This window comes from Woeseia sp. D3-10 (genome assembly GCF_055809415.1).
The window spans coordinates 3328479-3348296 of sequence record NZ_JBVVTW010000007.1; the positions used below are offsets into that span (position 1 = coordinate 3328479).

A 19818-nucleotide genomic window follows, 5' to 3' on the forward strand; every position below is an offset into this window, starting at 1 on the left:
CAAGGGCAAATCGCCCGATCAGCAAGAAAATAAATCCAACGCAGGAGCTTTGTCATGCAGCGAATAGAACAAACCAGAGAACTGGAAGCGCTTTGGAGCAACAGCCCACGCTGGAAAAGTGTCCAGCGCGACTACAGTGCCGCTGACGTTGTGAAGCTGCGCGGCTCGGTACGAATCGAGCACACGCTGGCTCGACTGGGGGCGGAAAAGCTGTGGCGTCTGATCAACCAGTCCGAGCCGCTTTGTGCCCTGGGTGCTATGACCGGTAATCAGGCGATCCAGGAAGTACAGGCGGGTCTGAAAGCGATCTATTGCTCAGGCTGGCAGGTTGCCGGCGATGGCAACAGTGCCGGTGAAATGTACCCGGACCAAAGCCTCTATCCGGCCGACTCCGTGCCCAAGATGGTCGAGCGGATCAACAATGCACTGATGCGGACCGACGAAGTGCAGTCACTTGATGGCCAGCACGACGTCGATTGGCTTGCGCCGATCATCGCCGATGCTGAAGCCGGGTTCGGTGGCAACCTGAACGCGTTTGAGCTGATGAAGCACATGATTCGTGCCGGTGCATCGGGTGTCCATTTCGAAGATCAGTTATCCAGTGCGAAGAAATGCGGTCATATGGGCGGCAAGGTCTTGGTGCCGACACAGGAAGCGGTCGGCAAACTGGCAGCGGCACGATTGGCGGCCGACGTGCTCGGCGTGCCGACGGTACTGCTGGCGCGCACCGACGCTGACGCTGCCAATTTGATTACTTCCGATGTCGATCAGCGTGATCACGAATTCATTACCGGCGAGCGCACGGCAGAAGGCTTTTACCGAACCCGGGCCGGACTTGACCAGGCTATCGCACGAGGGCTGGCCTACGCACCGTACGCGGACCTCCTGTGGTGCGAAACCTCCAAGCCGGACCTCGAACAGGCGGCGAAGTTCGCTGATGCAATACACAGTCGCTACCCGGATCAATTGCTGGCATACAACTGTTCGCCCTCGTTCAACTGGCAAGCCAATCTTGACGAACAGACCATGCGCACATTCCGCGAAGAACTGGGCAAGATGGGCTACAAATTCCAGTTCATAACCCTGGCAGGCTGGCATGCACTGAACTCCAGCATGTTCCGCCTCAGTCGTGCTTACAAAGCCGAAGGCATGTTTGCCTACTCGCAACTGCAGCAGCGTGAATTTGCCGATGAGGCACACGGTTTTCGTGCTGCCAAGCACCAGTCATTCGTCGGCGCGGGCTATTTCGACGCGGTGCAGAACACGATCATGGCGGGGCAGTCATCGACGACGGCACTCAACGGCTCAACCGAAGAGGAGCAATTCGCCGCCTGATGAGATCGCGGTCTCGCCGCTTTCGTCAGTGCAGTCAGGGCGAGAGCGCGAGTATCAATAAGCAGCCACGGCGGGTTTCGCCCGCCGTGGCTGCTTTGTTTGTGGGCTGCGTCTCGCATATGCCGCTCGCAGACAGTTCCATGCAGACAGGTGCAATGTCAGCATGTGTAAATTAGCGACAATGCTTTGCGCGTTTGTGCTGCAAATCCCGCAACTTGTCAGCCAGCCGTACGCCTTTCTTCGCCGAGTAGCCGGCGCGCATTTCAGAGTGTATGCGTTTGATTTGTTTATCGATCTTGGTGCACTGTGCATTGTTGTAGCGGTCCTTTGAGTGGGCCGCGCTGGCCGCAAGGAACAGAAAAACAATTACCCACAACGTGCGCATCAGTATCTCCGGTTGCCAGTGACCAGTGTCAGGCACGACAATCGCGCATTGCGTTGCGGCTGGCCAGTCGCGTTTTAGGGCATAAACCCGGCATATGCGACGCGCAGGCAGGCAAGCAGTAAGGAGATTGAGAAGCAATGGATTTGAAGATGCTCGGGGTTGTGTTCATGACTGTGTTTCTGGCTGAGCTGGGTGACAAGACACAGCTCGCGACTATGTTGTTCGCAAGCCGTGACAGTGTCAGTGTGCTGACCGTTTTCGTCGGGGCATCGGTTGCGTTGATAGCCGCGACCGGCATGGCGGTGTTTGTAGGCAGTAATCTTGCCCACCTTGTGGATACGCGCTACCTGACCTACATCGCGGGCATCGGCTTCATAGCTGTCGGTGTGTGGACATTGTGGTCTGCTGCGTGAACCGGATCGAACGATGAAAGCAGCGGTCTACGACGCATTCCATGCGCCGCTGGTCGTTGGCGAACATGCCGACCCGACGCCAAAGCCCGACGGCGTTGTATTGCAGGTCATGGCCAGCGGGATTTGCCGCAGCGACTGGCACGGTTGGCAAGGGCACGACCCCGATATCCGTCTGCCGCATGTGCCGGGGCACGAGATGGCGGGCATTATCGTGGCCGTTGGCAAGCAGGTCAGGCAGTTCGCCATCGGGCAACGGGTAACGGTGCCTTTCGTCTGTGGCTGCGGCAGCTGCAGACCCTGTCAGAACGGTCAACAGCAAGTTTGCGACCGGCAATCGCAGCCCGGATTTACGCATTGGGGCTCGTACGCGGAATACGTCGCTATCGATTACGCCGATACCAATCTTGTTGCACTTGATGACAGCATGGATTTCGTTACCGCCGCCAGTCTCGGTTGCCGTTTCGCGACAGCGTACCGCGGCGTTGTCGCACAAGGTCGTATCTCGGCGGGCGATGTCCTTGCCGTTCACGGATGCGGCGGTGTAGGCCTGTCGGCAATCATGATTGCTACGGCTCTGGGTGCAAGAGTAATTGCGATAGATATCGATCCGATACGGTTGCAGCTTGCAGGTAACATCGGTGCTTCCGCTGTCGTCAATGCAGCGGAAGTGGACGACGTAGCAGCAGCCGTGATGGCGTTGAGCGACGGCGGGGCCGCCGTCTCAATGGATGCACTCGGAAGTCTTGAGACCTGTCGAAACTCAATTCTGTCGCTGCGCAAGCAGGGCCGGCATGTACAAGTGGGGTTGATGCTCGGCGAATACCGCGCGCCGCCCCTGCCGATGGACAAAGTGGTCGCGAATGAGCTGGAGATTGTGGGCAGTCATGGAATGCAAGCGCACGCTTACGGTCCAATGCTAGATATGATTCGGGACGGGCGTCTTAATCCGGCGCGGCTGGTCGCGAATCGGGTGGCGCTGCACGAGGCGGCCGACGGTTTTGCTGATGAACAGTACCTGCGCGGGCGCGGCGTTACCGTGATTGATCGATTTGCCTGACGAACAGGGATTTTCGGGGAACACTTAATGGACATTACTCTCAGGCGTATTGAAACGTCAGGCGATGCCGAGAGCCAGAGCGGGCGCGCATGAACAAGCTACCTATGTCGACGACGGCAATCTCGGTGCTGGCTGCAGTAATACTGTGGTACCTCGCCACCGTCCTGGAAGATGACAGCCGCTGGCTAGAGCCGGCACCACAAACTGACGGTACAACTAATTTTGGCCGCCAGATCGACGACAGCCCGTTGTACGGCGGTGCCGCGGCCTTGCGTTGTCAGCAAGCCGAACGACAAATGCAGACGCTGGTTGACGATTCGCGCATGTGCCAAAGCGACAATGATTGCACCATCTTTGATTACGGATACCCAATTCAGTGCCTGACGTCCGTCGCGAGTTCGTCGATAACGGCATTGCGTATGGAGTTTCGGGAGTATGAAGCCGAGTGCGAGTTCCGCGTTTATTACGATTGCCCGTCAGAGCCGTTTGAGCGTCATCCGGTTTGCCGAAACAACCGTTGTGAAGTTGAATTGCGTACGCTTGATTACCTGCGTGATGAAACCCTGCAACACCTCGGCATCGAAGACGTTCAATGATTGCCGTACTGCCAGCGCAGGAACTCATCGGTGCCAACACGGCAGTCTGACGATATGCAAAGCGCGATTTCGGTGGGCTTCTCCGCCGTATCGGCACCCGCGGCGCGACTGCTGATACTGGGAAGTCTGCCGGGCAGGCCGTCGCTCGCGGCAACGGAGTATTACGCGAATCCGCGCAATGCGTTCTGGCGCATCATGCAGGATTTGCTGCAGGTTCCGCTTGAGCTCCCGTACACGGATCGCCTTGGTCTGCTACTGCAGAACCGGGTAGCACTGTGGGATGTGCTGCAGTCGTCACGCCGCGACGGCAGCCTGGATGCCGCGATCGATCAGAGCAGCACGAGCGTCAATGATTTCAATACATTTCTGCGTGCCCATACGAGTTTGCGAATGGTGGCCCTGAACGGCAAGGCAGCTGGCAGGATGTTTCAGAGCAAGGTCTTACCCGGATTGCGGGTGGACTGTCCCGAGAGAGTCGTGTTGCCGTCGACGAGTCCGGCGTATGCTGCTATGTCTTACCCTGAGAAGCGGCGCCATTGGTCGCGAATTCTGGACGCTCTGGCGGACTGAATTTACAGCCATGGGCAGTATGTGGGGTGAACGCTGGGCAGTTATGCACGAATAATACTGGGGGTGGCAAATGATTGCGTACATAACACTGGGTACTAACGACATCGTTCGGGCCGGTGAATTCTACGATGCATTGCTCGCGCCGCTCGGCGCGAAGCGCGTGCTGGAGATGGACTCTTTCATCGCCTGGGGAAACAACCCCAAGTCGCCGAGCCTGTGTGTAACGACACCCTATGACGGTAACGCGGCGACGGTTGGCAATGGCGTGATGGTGGCGCTGCACGCCAAATCAAAAGAGCAAGTGGATGCGTGTTACGCCAAAGCGCTGAGTTTAGGCGCAACCGATGAGGGCGCACCGGGTATGCGGCTGGACGCTTACTACATCGCCTATGTTCGCGACCTTGACGGCAACAAACTTAATTTTTTCAACGTCAGCGGAAAGTGAGGCTTATTGTGTTTCGCAACCGAACCACGGTTGCGTACGTACCGTCTACAGGGCGCTATCGCCGGTTTCGCCGGTTCTGATTCTCCATACTTCGTCGAGTGTAGTGACGAATATCTTGCCGTCACCGACTTTGCCGGTCTTGGCACTGTTGATGATGGCTTCGATGAACTGCTTCCACCCGTTCGTCAGCAACAGCTACTTCGATCTTGGCTTTCGGCAGGAAATCCACAACGTACTCAGCGCCGCGGTAGAGTTCCGTGTGACCTCGTTGTCGGCCAAAGCCCTTAACCTCGCTGACTGTCATTCCTTGCACACCAGCTTCGCCAAGGGCGTTACGAACATCGTCCAGACGAAAGGGTTTTACTATAGCGGTCACGAGCTTCATGCGATGGTTCCTTGTTAACGTGGATGGCCTATTCTATACGAAGCAGGGGGCCGCTGTGTTGGCGTTCCGCCGCGGGTCTGCTTGCCTGCTTTCACCGGCCCGGTTATCGTTGCGGCATTCCATGCTCAGGATCTGCATGCCAGTGAACGCACGAAATTACACCGATATGCTGCGCGAACCGGAAGGGCTCAGGTACAACGGCCTGGCATTGCTCTACGCGGTGCTGGGTTGGTTATTGGGGCTGGCCGGTATTTTGCAGGACTCGCTATTGATTAACGCGCTGGCGACATTGTTGCTGGCGCACGCGATGATCATTGCCGCCTATCTGGTTCATGAGTGTGCGCACAATCTGGTGTTCCGTCGTATTCGCCATAACGCTGCACTGGGCAAGGCGTTGACCTGGTTGTGCGGTGCGGCATACGGTACTTACGAGGACATTCGTTACAAGCATTTTCGCCACCACGTCGACAATGACGACGTGGTGTGGTTTGACTACGAGCGATTTTTTCGCGAACACCCTGTGACATTGCGAGTAACGCGTGTACTTGAGTGGTTCTATGTGCCTGCGCATGACCTGATCATGCACGGCATTATGGTCTTCACCTCATTTATCATTCCCGAGCGTCGCGCACAGCGAAAGTACAACGTCGTTGTCATTGCGATCAGGGCAGGTTTGTTCCTGACGTTGCTCATCCTGGCGCCAAAGGCCGCTGGTTTGTACGTCATTGCTTACCTGCTCATGATGACTGTACTGCGATTCATGGATAGCTTGCAGCACGACTACCCTTACAGCCTTACATTGTTTACAAAAGGCCGGCCGCCGCGTAAGGGCAACGTCGAATGGGAGCAGGAGCATACCTACAGCAATCCGCATTCACTGCGGTTCAAACGCCTCAACTGGCTAACGCTGAACTTTGGTTTTCACAATGCACACCATGCGGATATGAACCTGCCGTGGTATCGCCTGCCGGCCAAACATCAAGAGATGTTCGGGGATTCTGTCACCGCCGTTATCCCGCTCTCCGCACAACTTAGTGTGTTTCACCGTCAACGCGTCCGACGCATCATGGACAATCACGAAGAGAATTCGCCTAGCGGCCGCGAGTGGTTGCAGGCAGCGCAACGTGCTGAAGTGTACGGTGGCAATGCCGCCTCGTTTCTCACGTCTTTTTAGGCGCTCGATGTCTAACTGCTATCCGAGTTCTGTAAGTTGACACGTAATCTTTTCGAATCGGACGATTGGCACGCGGCAATCGGACAATTGATCGCGGCGGATTCCGACGTGTCGATGGCTGCCTCACTGACCGACGCGGTCAGCGTGATTGTCAATCATGAGGGTACGTGCCTGCTGGCTTTCCACAACGATGCGCGACCAGAGGTTTTGCATCATTCCCTGGAGCCGGCTGGCGAAAAACACTATCTGAAGCGCTATCTGGATGGGCCTTACCTGCTCGATCCTTTGTACCAGCTGGCAATTCGCGAGGCCAAGCCCGAATTGTGCCGCTTCCGCGATGAGTTGCCAGATCGGTTTCGCGCCAGCGCGTACTACCGGCAGTATTGTGAACGAACACATCTGCTGGATGAAATGGACTTCTTACTGGAGATCAGCCCGCGCACGACGCTGGTTCTCGTTATAGGTCGCCGCGACCGGATGTTCACGCAGGCCGAGCTAAGACGCCTGGAGCTGATTGCGCCAACCGTGCAAGCCGCTATGAAGAGCATTTGGACATTGCGGTCGAACACGAAAAATCAGGACGGCGACAGTCTCTTTCATCGCCGGCTTACTCGCTGTTTCGATCAGTTCGGTGTGGGTGTACTAACGGATCGCGAACGCCAGATCAGCCAGTTTCTGTTGCGCGGTCATTCGTCCAAATCGATCGCACGTGAGTTGGATATCGCACCTGGCACTGTGATGGTTCATAAGCGCAACCTCTTTGCCAAGCTGGGCATCAGTTCCCAGTACGAGTTGTTCGCGCAACTGATTGATAAACTCAGTGCCGGAGATGGTGAAAGCTGAGACTGTAGTCACAGAAAGGCGACGCTACCTCCTAAATGGTATTCAGCTAAGGCCATTACAGCCGCACCATCGTTCGTCTTGCTGCAACCGCGGCCAGCTGTCGACCAACGACCTACAGGTGCTTTAGATGTTTGATTTCGATTTTGGCCTCGGCGAAGACATTGATCTGCTTCGCGATTCCGTGCGAAGTTTCGCGGCCGACCACATTGCACCACGTGCGGAAGCGATTGATGCCGAGAATCAGTTTCCCCGGGATTTGTGGCCTCAACTTGGCGAGCTGGGCTTGTTGGGCATCACGGTTAACGAAGCATACGGTGGCAGTGGGCTTGGCTATCTTGCGCACGTCGTTGCGATGGAGGAGATCAGCCGAGCGTCGGCATCGGTTGGTTTGTCCTACGGAGCGCACTCCAACCTGTGCGTGAATCAGCTTCACCGCTGGGGGACAGAAGAACAGAAACAGGAACTCCTGCCCAAATTGATTTCCGGTGAGTACGTTGGCGCACTCGCGATGAGTGAAGCGGGTGCAGGCTCTGACGTGATGGGAATGCGGACCCATGCTGTTCGAGATGGCGATACGTTCGTCTTGAACGGCAACAAAATGTGGATCACCAATGCACCGGAAGCGGACGTCATAATTGTTTATGCGCGTAGCGACAATGGTGATAATTCACCGAAACTGAGCGCCTTCCTGATTGAGAAGGGAACGCCTGGCTTTTCCACGGCGCAAAAACTCGACAAGCTGGGTATGCGTGGCAGCGATACCTCAGAGATTGTTTTGCAGGATTGCCGGGTTCCCGCAACGAGGATGCTTGGTGAAGCCGGGCGAGGCGCGGCTATTCTGATGTCAGGACTGGACTACGAACGTCTGGTTCTCGCGGCCGGGCCTCTTGGCATCATGCGCGCCTGTTTCGACCTTGTTATGCCCTATATTCACGACCGCAAACAATTCGGTGAGCCGGTTGGCACGTTTCAGCTAATGCAGGGAAAAATTGCCGACATGTACACGGCCATGAACGCGAGCCGTGCCTATGTTTACGCTGTAGCCAAAGCGTGCGACCGCGGCCAAACAACGCGCTTTGATGCGGCGGCCTGTACTCTGACCGCAGCGGAGAAAGCAACCTGGATGGCCGGTGAGACCATTCAGACACTCGGCGGAAACGGCTACATCAACGAATACCCGGCCGGGCGGCTGTGGCGCGACGCCAAACTGTACGAGATCGGTGCCGGCACCAGTGAAATTCGCCGGATGCTGATTGGCCGTGAGCTGTACGATGCCTTTTCCTGATGAGTGATTGACTGACTGCAATGCCAAAAATTATAAGCAAGATTAAGCCGGACTCAGACGCGTTTAAACAAAACGATGACGCTAATCGCGCGCTCGCCCTGACGCTGCGGGATGACCTCGCAAGAATTGCCGAAGGTGGCAGTGAGCGTGCCCGTGAGAAACACCTTGCTCGAGGCAAGTTGTTGCCACGGGATCGCATTCGCACCCTGGTCGATCGTGGTTCGCCTTTCCTGGAAGTCGCGCAACTGGCCGCGTACGGGATGTATGACAACGAAGTCCCGGCCGCCGGGATCATTGCCGGCATCGGCCAGGTCAACGACATCGACTGCATGATTGTCGCCAACGATGCAACGGTGAAAGGCGGGACGTACTACCCGCTAACGGTGCGTAAGCATCTGCGGGCGCAGGAAATCGCCGAGCAGAACGGACTGCCATGCGTGTACCTGGTGGACTCGGGCGGCGCGTTTCTGCCGAAACAGGATGAGGTGTTTCCGGATCGGGATCACTTCGGTCGTATTTTCTACAATCAGGCACGCATGTCTGCGATGGGGATACCGCAGATCGCGGCCGTGCTCGGGTCTTGCACCGCCGGTGGCGCTTACGTGCCGGCGATGTGTGATGAGGCAGTCATTGTCAGAAATCAGGGCACGATATTCCTGGGTGGACCACCGTTGGTGAAGGCCGCTACCGGAGAGGTGGTTGATGCTGAAACACTCGGTGGTGGCGATGTTCACTCACGCATCTCGGGCGTCACCGATTACCTGGCCAAAGACGATGGTGATGCGCTGGAGATCGTCCGGGAAATTGTCAGTAACCTCAATCGGCAGAAAAATACCGCAGTGAGCACGCGGGAAGCACGGGAACCGGAATACCCGGCCGAAGAGTTGTACGGCGTCGTCTCGCGGGATTTCCGCTATGCCTACGACGTGCGGGAAGTCATCGCTCGCGTCGTCGACGGCTCTGATTTCCAGGAGTTTAAAGCGCTGTACGGGCCGACCCTGGTTTGTGGTTTCGCGCACCTGTACGGCTATCCGGTTGGTATTGTTGCAAACAACGGCATCCTCTTTTCGGAGTCGGCGCAAAAGGGCGCGCATTTTATTCAGTTGTGCAATCGGCGCGGAATTCCGCTGATATTCTTGCAGAACATCACCGGCTTCATGGTCGGCCGCAAGTCTGAACACGGCGGAATTGCGAAAGACGGAGCGAAGATGGTCAATGCCGTGGCGACAGCGTCAGTGCCGAAGTTGACCGTCATTATTGGCGGTTCGTTCGGTGCGGGCAATTACGCCATGTGCGGTCGCGCCTACGGTCCACGAATGATGTGGATGTGGCCGAACGCCAGAATCTCGGTCATGGGCGGTGAGCAGGCATCAGTGGTGTTGTCGACCGTGCGTCGAGACGGTCTGGTTGCACGTAACGAGGAATGGCCTGCGGAAGAACAGCAGGCGTTTGAACAGCAGATACGCGATCAGTATGAAACCCAGGGTCATCCTTATTACGCCAGTGCTCGATTGTGGGATGACGGTGTAATCGACCCGGTAGATACTCGTGGCATTTTGGGCCAAGCGGTGGCCGCGGCGATGAACCGGCCGCGCGATCACGAATTGCCTTACGGGATTTTCCGCATGTAGTTGTGCGGGTTTTCGCCTGCCACAGCGGCAGACGCGGATCAGGTATCATGCTTGTTCCGTGGTCGGTGGTGTTGCTGCAGTGACGAATCTCAATGGCAAGACTCTGTTCATCAGTGGTGCGAGTCGTGGAATCGGTCTCGCCATCGCACTGCGCGCGGCTCAGGATGGTGCAAACATCATAGTCGCGGCCAAAACAGCGGAGCCTCATCCGCGCTTACCGGGCACGATCTACACTGCCTGTGACGAAATCATCGCCGCAGGCGGCAATGCACTGCCCGTAGTCTGCGATATTCGCGACGAGCTGCAGGTTCAGGCGGCAGTCGACGCAGGCGTTGAGCAGTTTGGCGGAATCGATATCTGCGTCAATAATGCCAGTGCCATCGCGCTGACCGATACGTTGCATACTTCGATGCGGCGATTCGATTTGCTGCATCAGGTCAATACCCGCGGCACGTACCTCGTGTCCATGACCTGTTTGCCGCATCTGTTAAAAGCCGCCAACCCACACATCCTCAATTTGTCACCGCCATTGAACATGGACGAGAAATGGTTTGCACCGCACGTTGCGTACTCGATTGCGAAATTCGGCATGAGCCTGTGCGTGCTGGGTATGGCAGGGGAGTTCCGCTCACAGGGTGTCGCTGTTAACGCGCTGTGGCCAAGAACTGCAATAGCAACTGCTGCTGTGCAAAACATGCTCGGCGGAGATAAGGTTGTACGCCGTTCACGGCTGCCGGCCATCATGGGTGACGCGGCATACCTCGTGCTTACCAAACCCAGTCTTGACTGCACTGGCAATTTTTTCATCGACGATGAAGTCCTGGAGAGTGGAGGCATCACCGATCTCAGTCGCTATGCGGTTGATCCTGCGGAGCCGTTGTTCCCGGATTTTTTTGTCGAGCCAATGTCCTGAGCGAGTGGTCAAATGAGTAAACGGCAAGAGCAATTTTCTGGCACTCGCGATGTACGCGAAGAGCACCGCATGGATGAGGAACGCCTGTCAGCTTACTTGTCGGAGAATATGGCTGGTTTTCGCGGCCCGCTCAGTGTTCGCCAGTTCAAAGGCGGGCAATCGAATCCGACGTATTTGATCGATGCGACCTCGGGTCAGTACGTATTGCGGCGCAAGCCGCCGGGTAAGCTGCTGAAATCAGCGCACGCCGTAGAACGGGAATACCGGATAATTTCTGCGCTGCACGAGATCGGATTCCCCGTACCAAAGCCCTGGGTTCTGTGCGAGGACGCATCGGTAGTCGGCACGCCATTCTTCGTAATGGACTTTGTGGCTGGACGAATTTTGTGGGAACTCGACTTACCAGGGATGCCGCGCGATGAGCGCACCGCGCTGTACGACGACATGAACCGGACCCTCGCTCGCCTGCACACTGTCGACTACCGTTCGTTGGGCCTGGAGGATTTTGGAAAGCCGGGTAATTATTTTTCGCGGCAGATCTCTCGCTGGTCGAAGCAGTACGTCGCTTCGGAAACCCAAAAGATTGCGCCGATGGACAAAATGATGGCGTGGCTGCCGGACCACATTCCCGTTGATGACGCGAGCAGCATCGTGCACGGTGATTTCCGCCTCGATAACCTGATTTTGCATCCCACGGAGCCGCGAGTGATCGCGGTGCTGGATTGGGAGTTGTCCACGATCGGCCACCCATTGGGTGACTTCACGTACCACCTGATGGCCTGGCAAATGCCGGAGATCGGGTTTGGTTCAGCAGGCTTGTGCAACAGCGATCTGGCTGCCCTCGGAATACCAACTGAGGACGATTACGTGCAGCGTTATTGCGAACGAACCGGCCGACAGGAGGGCATTGTCGATCGGGAGTTCTACGCGGCTTACAACCTGTTTCGACTGGCCGCCATATTGCAAGGTATTGCGGGTCGTGTTCGCGATGGAACCGCATCGAGTGATCACGCTGCCGCAGCCGCGCGCGCGGTTCTCCCGCTGGCAGAGCTGGGTTGGGAGTACGCCCGCAAAAGCAGTTGATTCAGACCACATATGGACCTAATTCGCCGTAGTTCGACGTCCGCGGCGCCATCGAACGCAAACACCAACAGTCTTGTTGTTGGCAGGTCGCGCGATTTGTGACCGGGTGTTATCTTGCCCCGCTGAGCGCTGACCAAAAACAACCGTGTACCGGTATACGGGTTAACTGGGGCAGCGAATTGAGTTGCCACCATGTTGGTCCAGAAACATGAGTTTTGATTTTGACGCGCTGCTGGCCGCTAGTAGCACCGATGAACCGTGCCGTTACCGTGAGACCGACGCGATCTTGTATTCGTTGGGTGTCGGTTTCGGTCAGGACAATGCCGACTACCGCGAGCAGGACTACGTGTACGAGGGGCGTGCACAGCGCACAGTGCCTTCAATGGCAGGTAATCTTCTGGCCAGAGACTTCATTGACCGGCACGGCTGGGACGGTCGCCACCTGTTTGTTGTCGAACAAAAACTGGAGCTCTACCGGCCGCTGCCGGCACGTGCTGAATTGCAGGCAGACCGGCGCGTGGTGGCGGCAATTGACCACGGCGCGGAACTGGGCATCAGCATCATGACGGAGTCTGAAGTTCGTATGAGTAAAGATGGCACCGTGTTGTTCACGGTGAGCGATACGCTCGTATCCAATGCAGTGAACGCGCCGAACAGCATTGGGCCATTGCCGCATTCTGTGCCTGAAAGGGATGCCGATTTGACCTGCGAACTGCACTGCAGTCGAAACCTGCCGTTGATCTTTCGTTTGGGAGGTGATCGCAGTGCTGTATACGCCGACAACACCGCCGCCCGAGCGCTCGGTTTTACAGCCAGTCCTGTGCAGGAGCAGTGTGTTGCAGGTCTGGCCTGCAGGGCGATTCTTTCCACCATCTGCGAATTCGACTTCACATTGGTGAGTGGCTTTGATTTGCGTTTTACGGCACCTGTTTATCCGGGCGACAAAATCACAACCGAAATGTGGCAGGAGCGAAATATTGTGTCATTTCGTTGCACGGTCAAAGACCGCGACGTCGTCGTAGTCGACAATGGAAAGTGCACGCTCGCAGTCTGAGATTTCGTCGTTGTTCTCGAGTCGCTGGCTCACTACATTGAACTGCAGTTGCATGGTATTGCGAACGCGCAAAGTGCCCAGCGCTGCCGTGAACCGCTTCAAGCCAAGCTGTTCGTGATTTAACGGCACGTCGCCAGATGCGACGATACGGTGGTCTTGCAGCTGCAGAGTCAACGGTACGGTTATCGGTACCTGCCTGGCTTTCAGGTGTACGGTAGCAGCCATCTGCATTTGCGGGAACGTGCCGGTCAATGACCCGGAGGTCAGGTGAATTCGTGGATGCTGGTCTGCATCCAGTAACGCGGAACCGAGCATATTTTTGCGAGTCGCTGCGATATCTTGTGGCGATACGGAGCCTGGCGAACTCACTGCCGGCGGCGTTGCGCTCGTCAAGTTCGTCGAGAACAAATTCGCTCACGTCCAGCTCGGCTACAAGTTGTGAATCATAGATGGGCGTTTCCATGCGCAAACAGCCGCGAATTTTCCTGTGGGTAACAACGTGGTTGTGACCCAGTTTCGATAACAGGCCGCCGCGATACACGAGAACGCGAACCCAGCTACTGGCGCTGTCGATGCCGTACAACACCGGAGAGATGGCAGCTGCGGCTGGCGAAGCGATGAGCAGGCAAGCGCAAAAGTAGGCTGTTCGGACGACGCTGCGAGCCATCACAGTGGTGCCCGTAGGAGCAGGCAGTCTGCAGTTCATGCGTGCTGCCATGACCTGTGAAGGCCAGCGCTGCTAAACTGCACGAGCGTTATCCATGGAGCCATAAGATGTCGAAGGTAGTAGAGCTAGAGAGCGATCAGGGGGTAGCGATCGTAACACTGTCGCGACCGGACAAGCTCAATGCGTTAAACATAGAAACGTTTCAGGCCCTCATTGACACCGGTAAAGCATTGGCCGCCGATCGATCTGTGCGCGCCGTGGTGCTGTGCGGCGCTGGTGAAAATTTTTGCGCAGGAATCGACACTTCCGTATTCATGGACGGTATGGTCAACGAGGCAGCGGGTTCGCGGATGGCACCTATGAACGATTCGCCCGCCAACTTTTTCCAGCGCGCGGCCACGATCTGGCGCGAACTACCCGTTCCGGTTATCGCTGCACTGCAAGGTGTTGTGTACGGTGGCGGCCTGCAGGTCGCGCTGGGCGCGGACTACCGGATCGCCGCGCCGTCCACCCGCTGTTCGGTTATGGAAGTACGTCGGGGCATCATTCCCGATATGGGCATAAGTGCAACCGCACGTGCAACGGTCCGCCTCGACCACTTGCGTGAACTGGTCTACACCGGTCGAATTGTGGAAGCCGAGGAAGCACTGGCTATCGGCTTGCTGAGCCGTCTGGACGACGATCCGTTGCAAGCGGCAAAAGCGCTGGCCGCAACAATTGCGCAAAATTCTCCCGATGCTGTACGCGCCGGAAAAGCGTTGTTGAACCGAGTGTTTGATGAAGCCCCGGAACGAGCATTACGGCGGGAAGCACTGGTGCAGGCGAAACTCATCGGTCAGGCGAACCAGGTTGAAGCCGTTAGATCAAATATGGAGAAGCGGGAACCGGCGTTCGGCCCTGCGGTCGAATTTGAAGTGAATATCGATTGACCCGCCGCACACCGCCGGTGCGTAACTGAAACGGTCGATCAGGAGTCCGTAGTGACAGGTCTTATGCGTCGACGAATTGCCATTCTGACATTTGTTCCGGGCCTTTCCGTGCTACTGCTGGCCTGTGCCGTGCTGGCTGCAATGCCGGCGGGGGCTCAGGAATACCGTCATTTTCCTGGCCTGGTGCCGGACCTCCGCACTGCGCGCATTCAGGAACGGGTGGAGACGCTCTACAACCAACGCGATTACCAACTGGCGCTGCGCAACTACGAAGAGTATCTGGCTCCGCTCGGCGACAAGTATGCGCAATACATGGTGGGGTATATGCACCTGAGTGGTCAGGGCACAACGCCCGACCCGCTACGGGCCCTCGCCTGGTACCGTCTCGCCGCTGAACGCAATGAACGCCCCTATGTGGAGGCGCGTGATGCGTTGGCCGCCACGCTGGACGCCGAGCAACTCGCTGCGGCCGACAGGGAGTTCGTCCAATTGCGCCGCCACCTTGGCGACAGGCAATTGCTGGTGAGTTTAATTCGGCGCGACGTCAGTGCGCTGCGACGCTTTGATGCCGAACCAACACAGCCGCATTCCACCGCCGGATTCTTGGGCGGCGCGCAGATCGACTACCGGGCGCTGACTCTTGAACGCTTGCGGCAACGCTCAGAGTACCTGCAACGATTGCAACCCGAGAAGAATGCGGACGACAGCGAAGACGATATCCTCGCCGTCGTAGCCCGCTATTTGAATTAGTTAGTTCGACTCTGGCGCACGCGACGTTGCGTCATTGGGCCGCAGGCCGTTGCTAAGGATCTCGGGGAACGCGGCAATAATTTCCTCGGCGATCGTACTGCTGCCATGAAACCACTTCGGTATCCAGTTGATCGCGCCCATGATCGCGTTGCCGGTCATGCGCACGTCGCAACTGGCGATGCTGCCGTCCTCTATGCCGCGACTGATGATCTGTTCGAAAGCAAGACTGTGGCGTCGTGAGATCCCCAGAATTTCGTCCCGGTGTGCCGCATCCAGTGACGGGATCTCGCTCATGATTGCGACCGGCCCGAGTTCGCCGACCATGGTTTCAACGTGATAGCGCACGTACAGCCGGGCCTGTTCATAGCCATTCGTACCATCCTGTACGGCACGCGCCAGCGCATCGGCACCGAGGTCGGCGGCGCGTCGGTAGCACTGAAACACCAGTTCTTCTTTGTTGCGGACGTAGTAGTAGAGCGCCGCGTCCGTCAGTCCGAGGTGGTGGGCAACGTTCTTCAGAGAAGTGCCGCTATAGCCCTTCTCGTTGAAGCAGCGAGCCGCTGCTTTGAGGATTCGGTCCAGTTGCGCTTCGTAGCGCGTTTCTTCTGCCGGTTGCGACATGCTGTATTTCCTGTTGCTGCAGGCGGGGCGTCCCGCCGCATGCTCCGGAGTGGTTGGCGACTGAGACTTGAGTTCTGCCGTTAGCTGCATTATTTTAATCACCATTAGAATTTATGCAATGCCAGAACTGACTGAATTTAAATAACAATTATCAACACTGCAGGTGGTTCTGCTGCCAAAAAGAGGTTCTCTCCCCATGAGTACTGCTGCCACCGATTTGCCACAGGCTTCCGGCAAGCTTGCCAGGGCACCACTCCGGTTTGTCACGGCTGCCTCGCTGTTTGACGGCCACGATGCGGCGATCAACATCATGCGCCGTTTGATTCAGGCGAAAGGCGCGGAGGTCATCCACCTCGGCCACAATCGCAGCGTTGACGACATTGTACGCGCTGCTATTCAGGAAGATGCTGACGGTATTGCGATAAGTTCGTACCAGGGCGGGCACAACGAATTTTTTCGTTACATGATTGACCGGCTGCGAGACCTCGGCGCGTCGCATATCAGGGTTTTTGGTGGTGGAGGTGGAACCATCACGCCAGAAGAGATTGACGAGCTGATGAAGTACGGTGTCGATCGCATCTATCACCCTCATGACGGCATGTCGATGGGGCTTGGCGACATGATTGACGACCTCATACAACGTACAGTCGATGGCCGTCGGGAGACAAGCCCGCCTGCCAGTATCAATCCGGACCAAATGAGCGACATTGCTTGCATGATGTCGGCCATCGAAGAAGACGTGTATGACGACTCGGGTATGGCGGCTCTGCGTCGCGAGTGGCAAATGCGTACGGGTCAGGTGCCCGTTATCGGCATTACAGGAACCGGTGGCGCAGGCAAGAGCAGTGTAACGGACGAGATTCTGAATCGATTTCTCGCGTCGTTTCCGGCTATGCGAATAGCGGTACTGGCGGTTGATCCGACTCGCCGCCGTACCGGTGGTGCTTTGCTTGGCGACCGCATTCGTATGAATTCCTTGCGCTCGGATCGCGTGTACATGCGTTCGATCGCTACCCGCCGGCAACACCTGGCGACCAGCAAGATGCTGGCTGATCACATCCTGTTTCTGAAATCACTGGGCTACGACCTCATTTTGGTTGAGACCGCGGGTATTGGTCAGAGCGACAGCGAGATAGTCGATCATGTCGATTTTTCGGTCTACGTGATGACCAGCGACTACGGCGCCGCGAGCCAGCTGGAAAAAATCGACATGCTGGATTTTGCCGATCTGATTGTGCTGAACAAATACGACAAGCGCGGTGCGGAAGATGCATTGCGTGATATCCGCAAACAATGGAAACGCAACCACGTGCGTTTTCAGGTTAGTGATGAAGAAGTACCGGTCTACCCCACCATTGCGAGTCAGTTCAGTGACCCGGGTGTCAGCTGGATGTTTGTCGAACTGTGCAGGCGACTCAGTAGCAAGCTGTCATTGGATGCTGACAAGTGGTCACCGGACGTTGACGTCGCCCTGAAAGAACCCCGCGCGATGGCGGTTATTCCTGGCGCCCGCATTCGCTATCTCGCCGAGATTGCCGAGCAGGGCAGGTCAATCAATTCATCGATAGAGACGCAGGCTGCGGCGGCAAGTGAACTGCAGCATTTGTACGAAGCGTTGAAGTTATTAAATGACGAATTGTTGCCGGAGCCGTTGGCCGCGTACCCGACCGATGCGCTGACTACCGGCGGGGACCGCTCGCTGCTGACACTACGGCAACGCTACCAGGCGCTGCTCAATGACCTGTCATCGGAAGCCCTCACATTGCTGCGCGAGTGGCCGGCGCGTCGCGATGCTGTGCGTGCCGATGAGTACAGCTACGAAGTACGTGGTCGGGAAATTCGTGGCCAGAATTACAGTGAAAGTCTTAGTCACCAAAAGATTCCGAAGATTGCGCCGCCAGATTACCGGGATTGGGGTGAGACGCTGTCATTCCTGATGCGGGAGAACCTGCCGGGTGCCTATCCCTATACCGGTGGCGTCTATCCCTATCGCCGCCTCGGTGAAGACCCGACACGTATGTTTGCCGGTGAAGGCACGCCGGAGCGTACCAATCGCCGTTTTCACTATTTGTCTCAGGGGCAGGAGGCGGCGCGTCTTTCCACGGCCTTCGATTCGGTCACCCTGTATGGCGAAGACCCGCACGAACGTCCTGATATTTTCGGCAAGGTTGGCAACTCCGGCGTTTCGATAGCCACAGTCGACGACATGAAAAAGCTGTACTCCGGTTTCAACCTGTGTGCGCCGACAACGTCGGTTTCGATGACCATCAACGGACCTGCTCCGATGATCCTCGCGTTTTTTATGAATACCGCGATTGACCAGCAGGTCGAAATCTATCTGAAGGAGAATGGCGAATGGGCAGCGGCGGAAGAAAAAATCAATCGCTGGTTCGAAGGTCGTCAGCGGCCTGAGTACGTTGGCGAGCTGCCGGCCGGGAATGACGGTCTTGGTCTGCCATTGCTCGGTATTTCCGGTGACCAGCTGGTTGCACCTGAGGTCTATGCGAGAATTCGCGAACGCACAATGAGTCAGGTTCGTGGCACGGTCCAGGCGGACATACTGAAGGAAGATCAAGCGCAGAATACCTGTATTTTCTCGACAGAATTCGCGATGAAAATGATGGGCGATGTGCAGCAGTATTTTATCGATCACAATGTTCGCAATTACTACAGTGTCTCAATCAGTGGTTATCACATTGCCGAGGCCGGCGCGAACCCGGTCAGCCAGCTCGCGTTTACCTTGTCGAACGGCTTCACCATCGTTGAGTACTATCTCGCTCGTGGTATGCAGATCGACGAGTTTGCGCCGAACCTGAGTTTCTTTTTCTCGAACGGTATGGACCCCGAGTACACCGTCATAGGTCGAGTCGCGCGCCGAATCTGGGCTCGAGCCATGCGCGAACGCTATGGCGCAAGTGCGCGCTCACAGATGCTCAAGTACCACGTGCAGACGTCGGGCCGTAGCCTGCATGCACAGGAAATCAGCTTTAACGATATACGGACCACCTTGCAGGCTCTCTATGCCTTGTTCGACAACTGCAACAGCCTGCATACCAACGCGTTCGACGAAGCCATCACAACGCCTACCGAGCACTCGGTTCGCCGCGCTGTGGCAATTCAGTTGATTATATCGCGCGAGTTGGGCCTCAATTTTTGCGAAAACCCATGGCAGGGTTCGTTCATCATTGATGAACTGACCGAGCTGGTGGAGGAAGCGGTTTACAAGGAGTTCGAGCGAATTTCAGAACGGGGTGGTGTGCTTGGCGCCATGGATACGATGTATCAGCGTGGCAAAATTCAGGATGAAAGCCTCTACTACGAAAGCAAGAAGCACGACGGCAGCTACCCCTTGATCGGCGTCAATACCTTCCTGCCAAAGAAGGGGCACGAAGACGAAGTCCACAAGCAGGAACTCATTCGGTCTTCGGATGACGAGAAGCGTGATCAGATCGCCCACGTTCGTGCCTTTCAGGAAACCCACCGTGACGCGAGCGAAGCGGCGCTGCTGCAGTTGCAGAGTGTGGCTCGCGCGCGCGGCAACGTGTTTGAGGAGTTGATGCAGACGGTCAAATCCAATTCTCTGGGCCAGATTTCTGCGGCCCTCTACGAAGTGGGCGGCGAGTACCGCCGCAATATGTAACACTTCGTTTCCGGCACCAGGCGGCAGTGGCCGACTGGTCGA

The 19818-nt window shown here is 56.7% G+C and carries 19 protein-coding genes and 1 pseudogene; 16 read left to right on the top strand and 4 right to left on the bottom strand.

Annotation, left to right across the window (positions count from 1 at the left end):
* Positions 1-54 precede the first annotated feature (54 nt).
* Positions 55-1335: an isocitrate lyase gene (gene aceA / locus AC0L8N_RS15175; protein ID WP_473668668.1), complete on the top strand. Its 1281-nt coding sequence runs from the start codon at positions 55-57 to the stop codon at positions 1333-1335.
* A 172-nt stretch (positions 1336-1507) separates the two neighbouring features.
* Here aceA and AC0L8N_RS15180 read toward each other — a convergent pair whose 3' ends face one another.
* A complete protein-coding gene (locus AC0L8N_RS15180) occupies positions 1508-1756 on the bottom strand; it encodes a hypothetical protein (RefSeq protein WP_473668670.1) in 249 nt (82 codons plus the stop codon).
* Between the two features lie 101 nt (positions 1757-1857).
* Here AC0L8N_RS15180 and AC0L8N_RS15185 point away from each other — a divergent pair, with 101 nt between their 5' ends.
* The 5 genes from AC0L8N_RS15185 (at position 1858) to AC0L8N_RS15205 (ending at position 4801) form a co-directional block, all read left to right on the top strand.
* Positions 1858-2133 (top strand): TMEM165/GDT1 family protein, encoded by a 276-nt coding sequence (locus tag AC0L8N_RS15185; RefSeq protein ID WP_473668672.1) that lies wholly within the window; start codon positions 1858-1860, stop codon positions 2131-2133.
* 13 nt (positions 2134-2146) lie between these two features.
* Positions 2147-3190: a zinc-dependent alcohol dehydrogenase family protein gene (locus AC0L8N_RS15190; protein ID WP_473668674.1), complete on the top strand. Its 1044-nt coding sequence runs from the start codon at positions 2147-2149 to the stop codon at positions 3188-3190.
* Between the two features lie 89 nt (positions 3191-3279).
* Positions 3280-3786 (top strand): hypothetical protein, encoded by a 507-nt coding sequence (locus AC0L8N_RS15195; protein ID WP_473668676.1) that lies wholly within the window; start codon positions 3280-3282, stop codon positions 3784-3786.
* Between the two features lie 30 nt (positions 3787-3816).
* Positions 3817-4356 carry a DNA-deoxyinosine glycosylase gene (locus tag AC0L8N_RS15200; RefSeq protein WP_473668678.1) on the top strand — a complete coding sequence of 180 codons (540 nt, stop codon included), beginning with the start codon at positions 3817-3819 and terminating at the stop codon, positions 4354-4356.
* A gap of 70 nt (positions 4357-4426) precedes the next feature.
* Positions 4427-4801, top strand: coding sequence for a VOC family protein (locus tag AC0L8N_RS15205; RefSeq protein ID WP_473668680.1), 375 nt, complete (start codon positions 4427-4429; stop codon positions 4799-4801).
* A gap of 45 nt (positions 4802-4846) precedes the next feature.
* Here the strand turns inward: AC0L8N_RS15205 and AC0L8N_RS15210 are convergent.
* Positions 4847-5186 (bottom strand): annotated as a pseudogene (locus tag AC0L8N_RS15210) (P-II family nitrogen regulator).
* Between the two features lie 142 nt (positions 5187-5328).
* Here AC0L8N_RS15210 and AC0L8N_RS15215 point away from each other — a divergent pair.
* The 7 genes from AC0L8N_RS15215 to AC0L8N_RS15245 all read left to right on the top strand — a co-directional run bounded on the left by AC0L8N_RS15215 (position 5329) and on the right by AC0L8N_RS15245 (position 13169).
* Positions 5329-6360 (top strand): fatty acid desaturase, encoded by a 1032-nt coding sequence (locus AC0L8N_RS15215; protein ID WP_473668682.1) that lies wholly within the window; start codon positions 5329-5331, stop codon positions 6358-6360.
* A gap of 36 nt (positions 6361-6396) precedes the next feature.
* Positions 6397-7203: a helix-turn-helix transcriptional regulator gene (locus AC0L8N_RS15220; protein WP_473668684.1), complete on the top strand. Its 807-nt coding sequence runs from the start codon at positions 6397-6399 to the stop codon at positions 7201-7203.
* A gap of 127 nt (positions 7204-7330) precedes the next feature.
* On the top strand, positions 7331-8488 hold the full coding sequence (locus AC0L8N_RS15225; protein ID WP_473668686.1) for an isovaleryl-CoA dehydrogenase: 1158 nt from the start codon (positions 7331-7333) through the stop codon (positions 8486-8488).
* Between the two features lie 20 nt (positions 8489-8508).
* The gene (locus AC0L8N_RS15230) at positions 8509-10119 is read left to right on the top strand and encodes a carboxyl transferase domain-containing protein (RefSeq protein WP_473668688.1); all 1611 of its coding nucleotides are present in this window, start codon (positions 8509-8511) and stop codon (positions 10117-10119) included.
* 79 nt (positions 10120-10198) lie between these two features.
* A complete protein-coding gene (locus AC0L8N_RS15235) occupies positions 10199-11032 on the top strand; it encodes an SDR family oxidoreductase (RefSeq protein WP_473668690.1) in 834 nt (277 codons plus the stop codon).
* A gap of 12 nt (positions 11033-11044) precedes the next feature.
* Positions 11045-12115, top strand: coding sequence for a phosphotransferase family protein (locus AC0L8N_RS15240; protein ID WP_473668692.1), 1071 nt, complete (start codon positions 11045-11047; stop codon positions 12113-12115).
* 208 nt (positions 12116-12323) lie between these two features.
* Complete coding sequence (locus AC0L8N_RS15245) at positions 12324-13169, top strand: MaoC/PaaZ C-terminal domain-containing protein (protein ID WP_473668694.1); 846 nt, start codon at positions 12324-12326, stop codon at positions 13167-13169.
* Here the strand turns inward: AC0L8N_RS15245 and AC0L8N_RS15250 are convergent.
* The gene (locus AC0L8N_RS15250; protein ID WP_473668696.1) at positions 13098-13562 is read right to left on the bottom strand and encodes a YceI family protein; all 465 of its coding nucleotides are present in this window, start codon (positions 13560-13562) and stop codon (positions 13098-13100) included. The two genes, AC0L8N_RS15245 and AC0L8N_RS15250, sit on opposite strands and share 72 nt — an antisense overlap.
* 381 nt (positions 13563-13943) lie before the next feature.
* Between AC0L8N_RS15250 and AC0L8N_RS15255 the strand changes: the two genes are divergently transcribed.
* Complete coding sequence (locus AC0L8N_RS15255) at positions 13944-14765, top strand: crotonase/enoyl-CoA hydratase family protein (RefSeq protein WP_473668698.1); 822 nt, start codon at positions 13944-13946, stop codon at positions 14763-14765.
* 51 nt (positions 14766-14816) lie between these two features.
* Complete coding sequence (locus tag AC0L8N_RS15260; protein WP_473668700.1) at positions 14817-15515, top strand: hypothetical protein; 699 nt, start codon at positions 14817-14819, stop codon at positions 15513-15515.
* Here the strand turns inward: AC0L8N_RS15260 and AC0L8N_RS15265 are convergent, their stop codons facing one another.
* The gene (locus tag AC0L8N_RS15265; protein WP_473668702.1) at positions 15516-16136 is read right to left on the bottom strand and encodes a TetR/AcrR family transcriptional regulator; all 621 of its coding nucleotides are present in this window, start codon (positions 16134-16136) and stop codon (positions 15516-15518) included. It lies immediately after the preceding gene.
* Positions 16137-16332: 196 nt separating this feature from the next.
* Here AC0L8N_RS15265 and AC0L8N_RS15270 point away from each other — a divergent pair, with 196 nt between their 5' ends.
* A complete protein-coding gene (locus AC0L8N_RS15270; RefSeq protein ID WP_473668704.1) occupies positions 16333-19776 on the top strand; it encodes a methylmalonyl-CoA mutase family protein in 3444 nt (1147 codons plus the stop codon).
* The last annotated feature ends 42 nt before the right edge of the window (positions 19777-19818 follow it).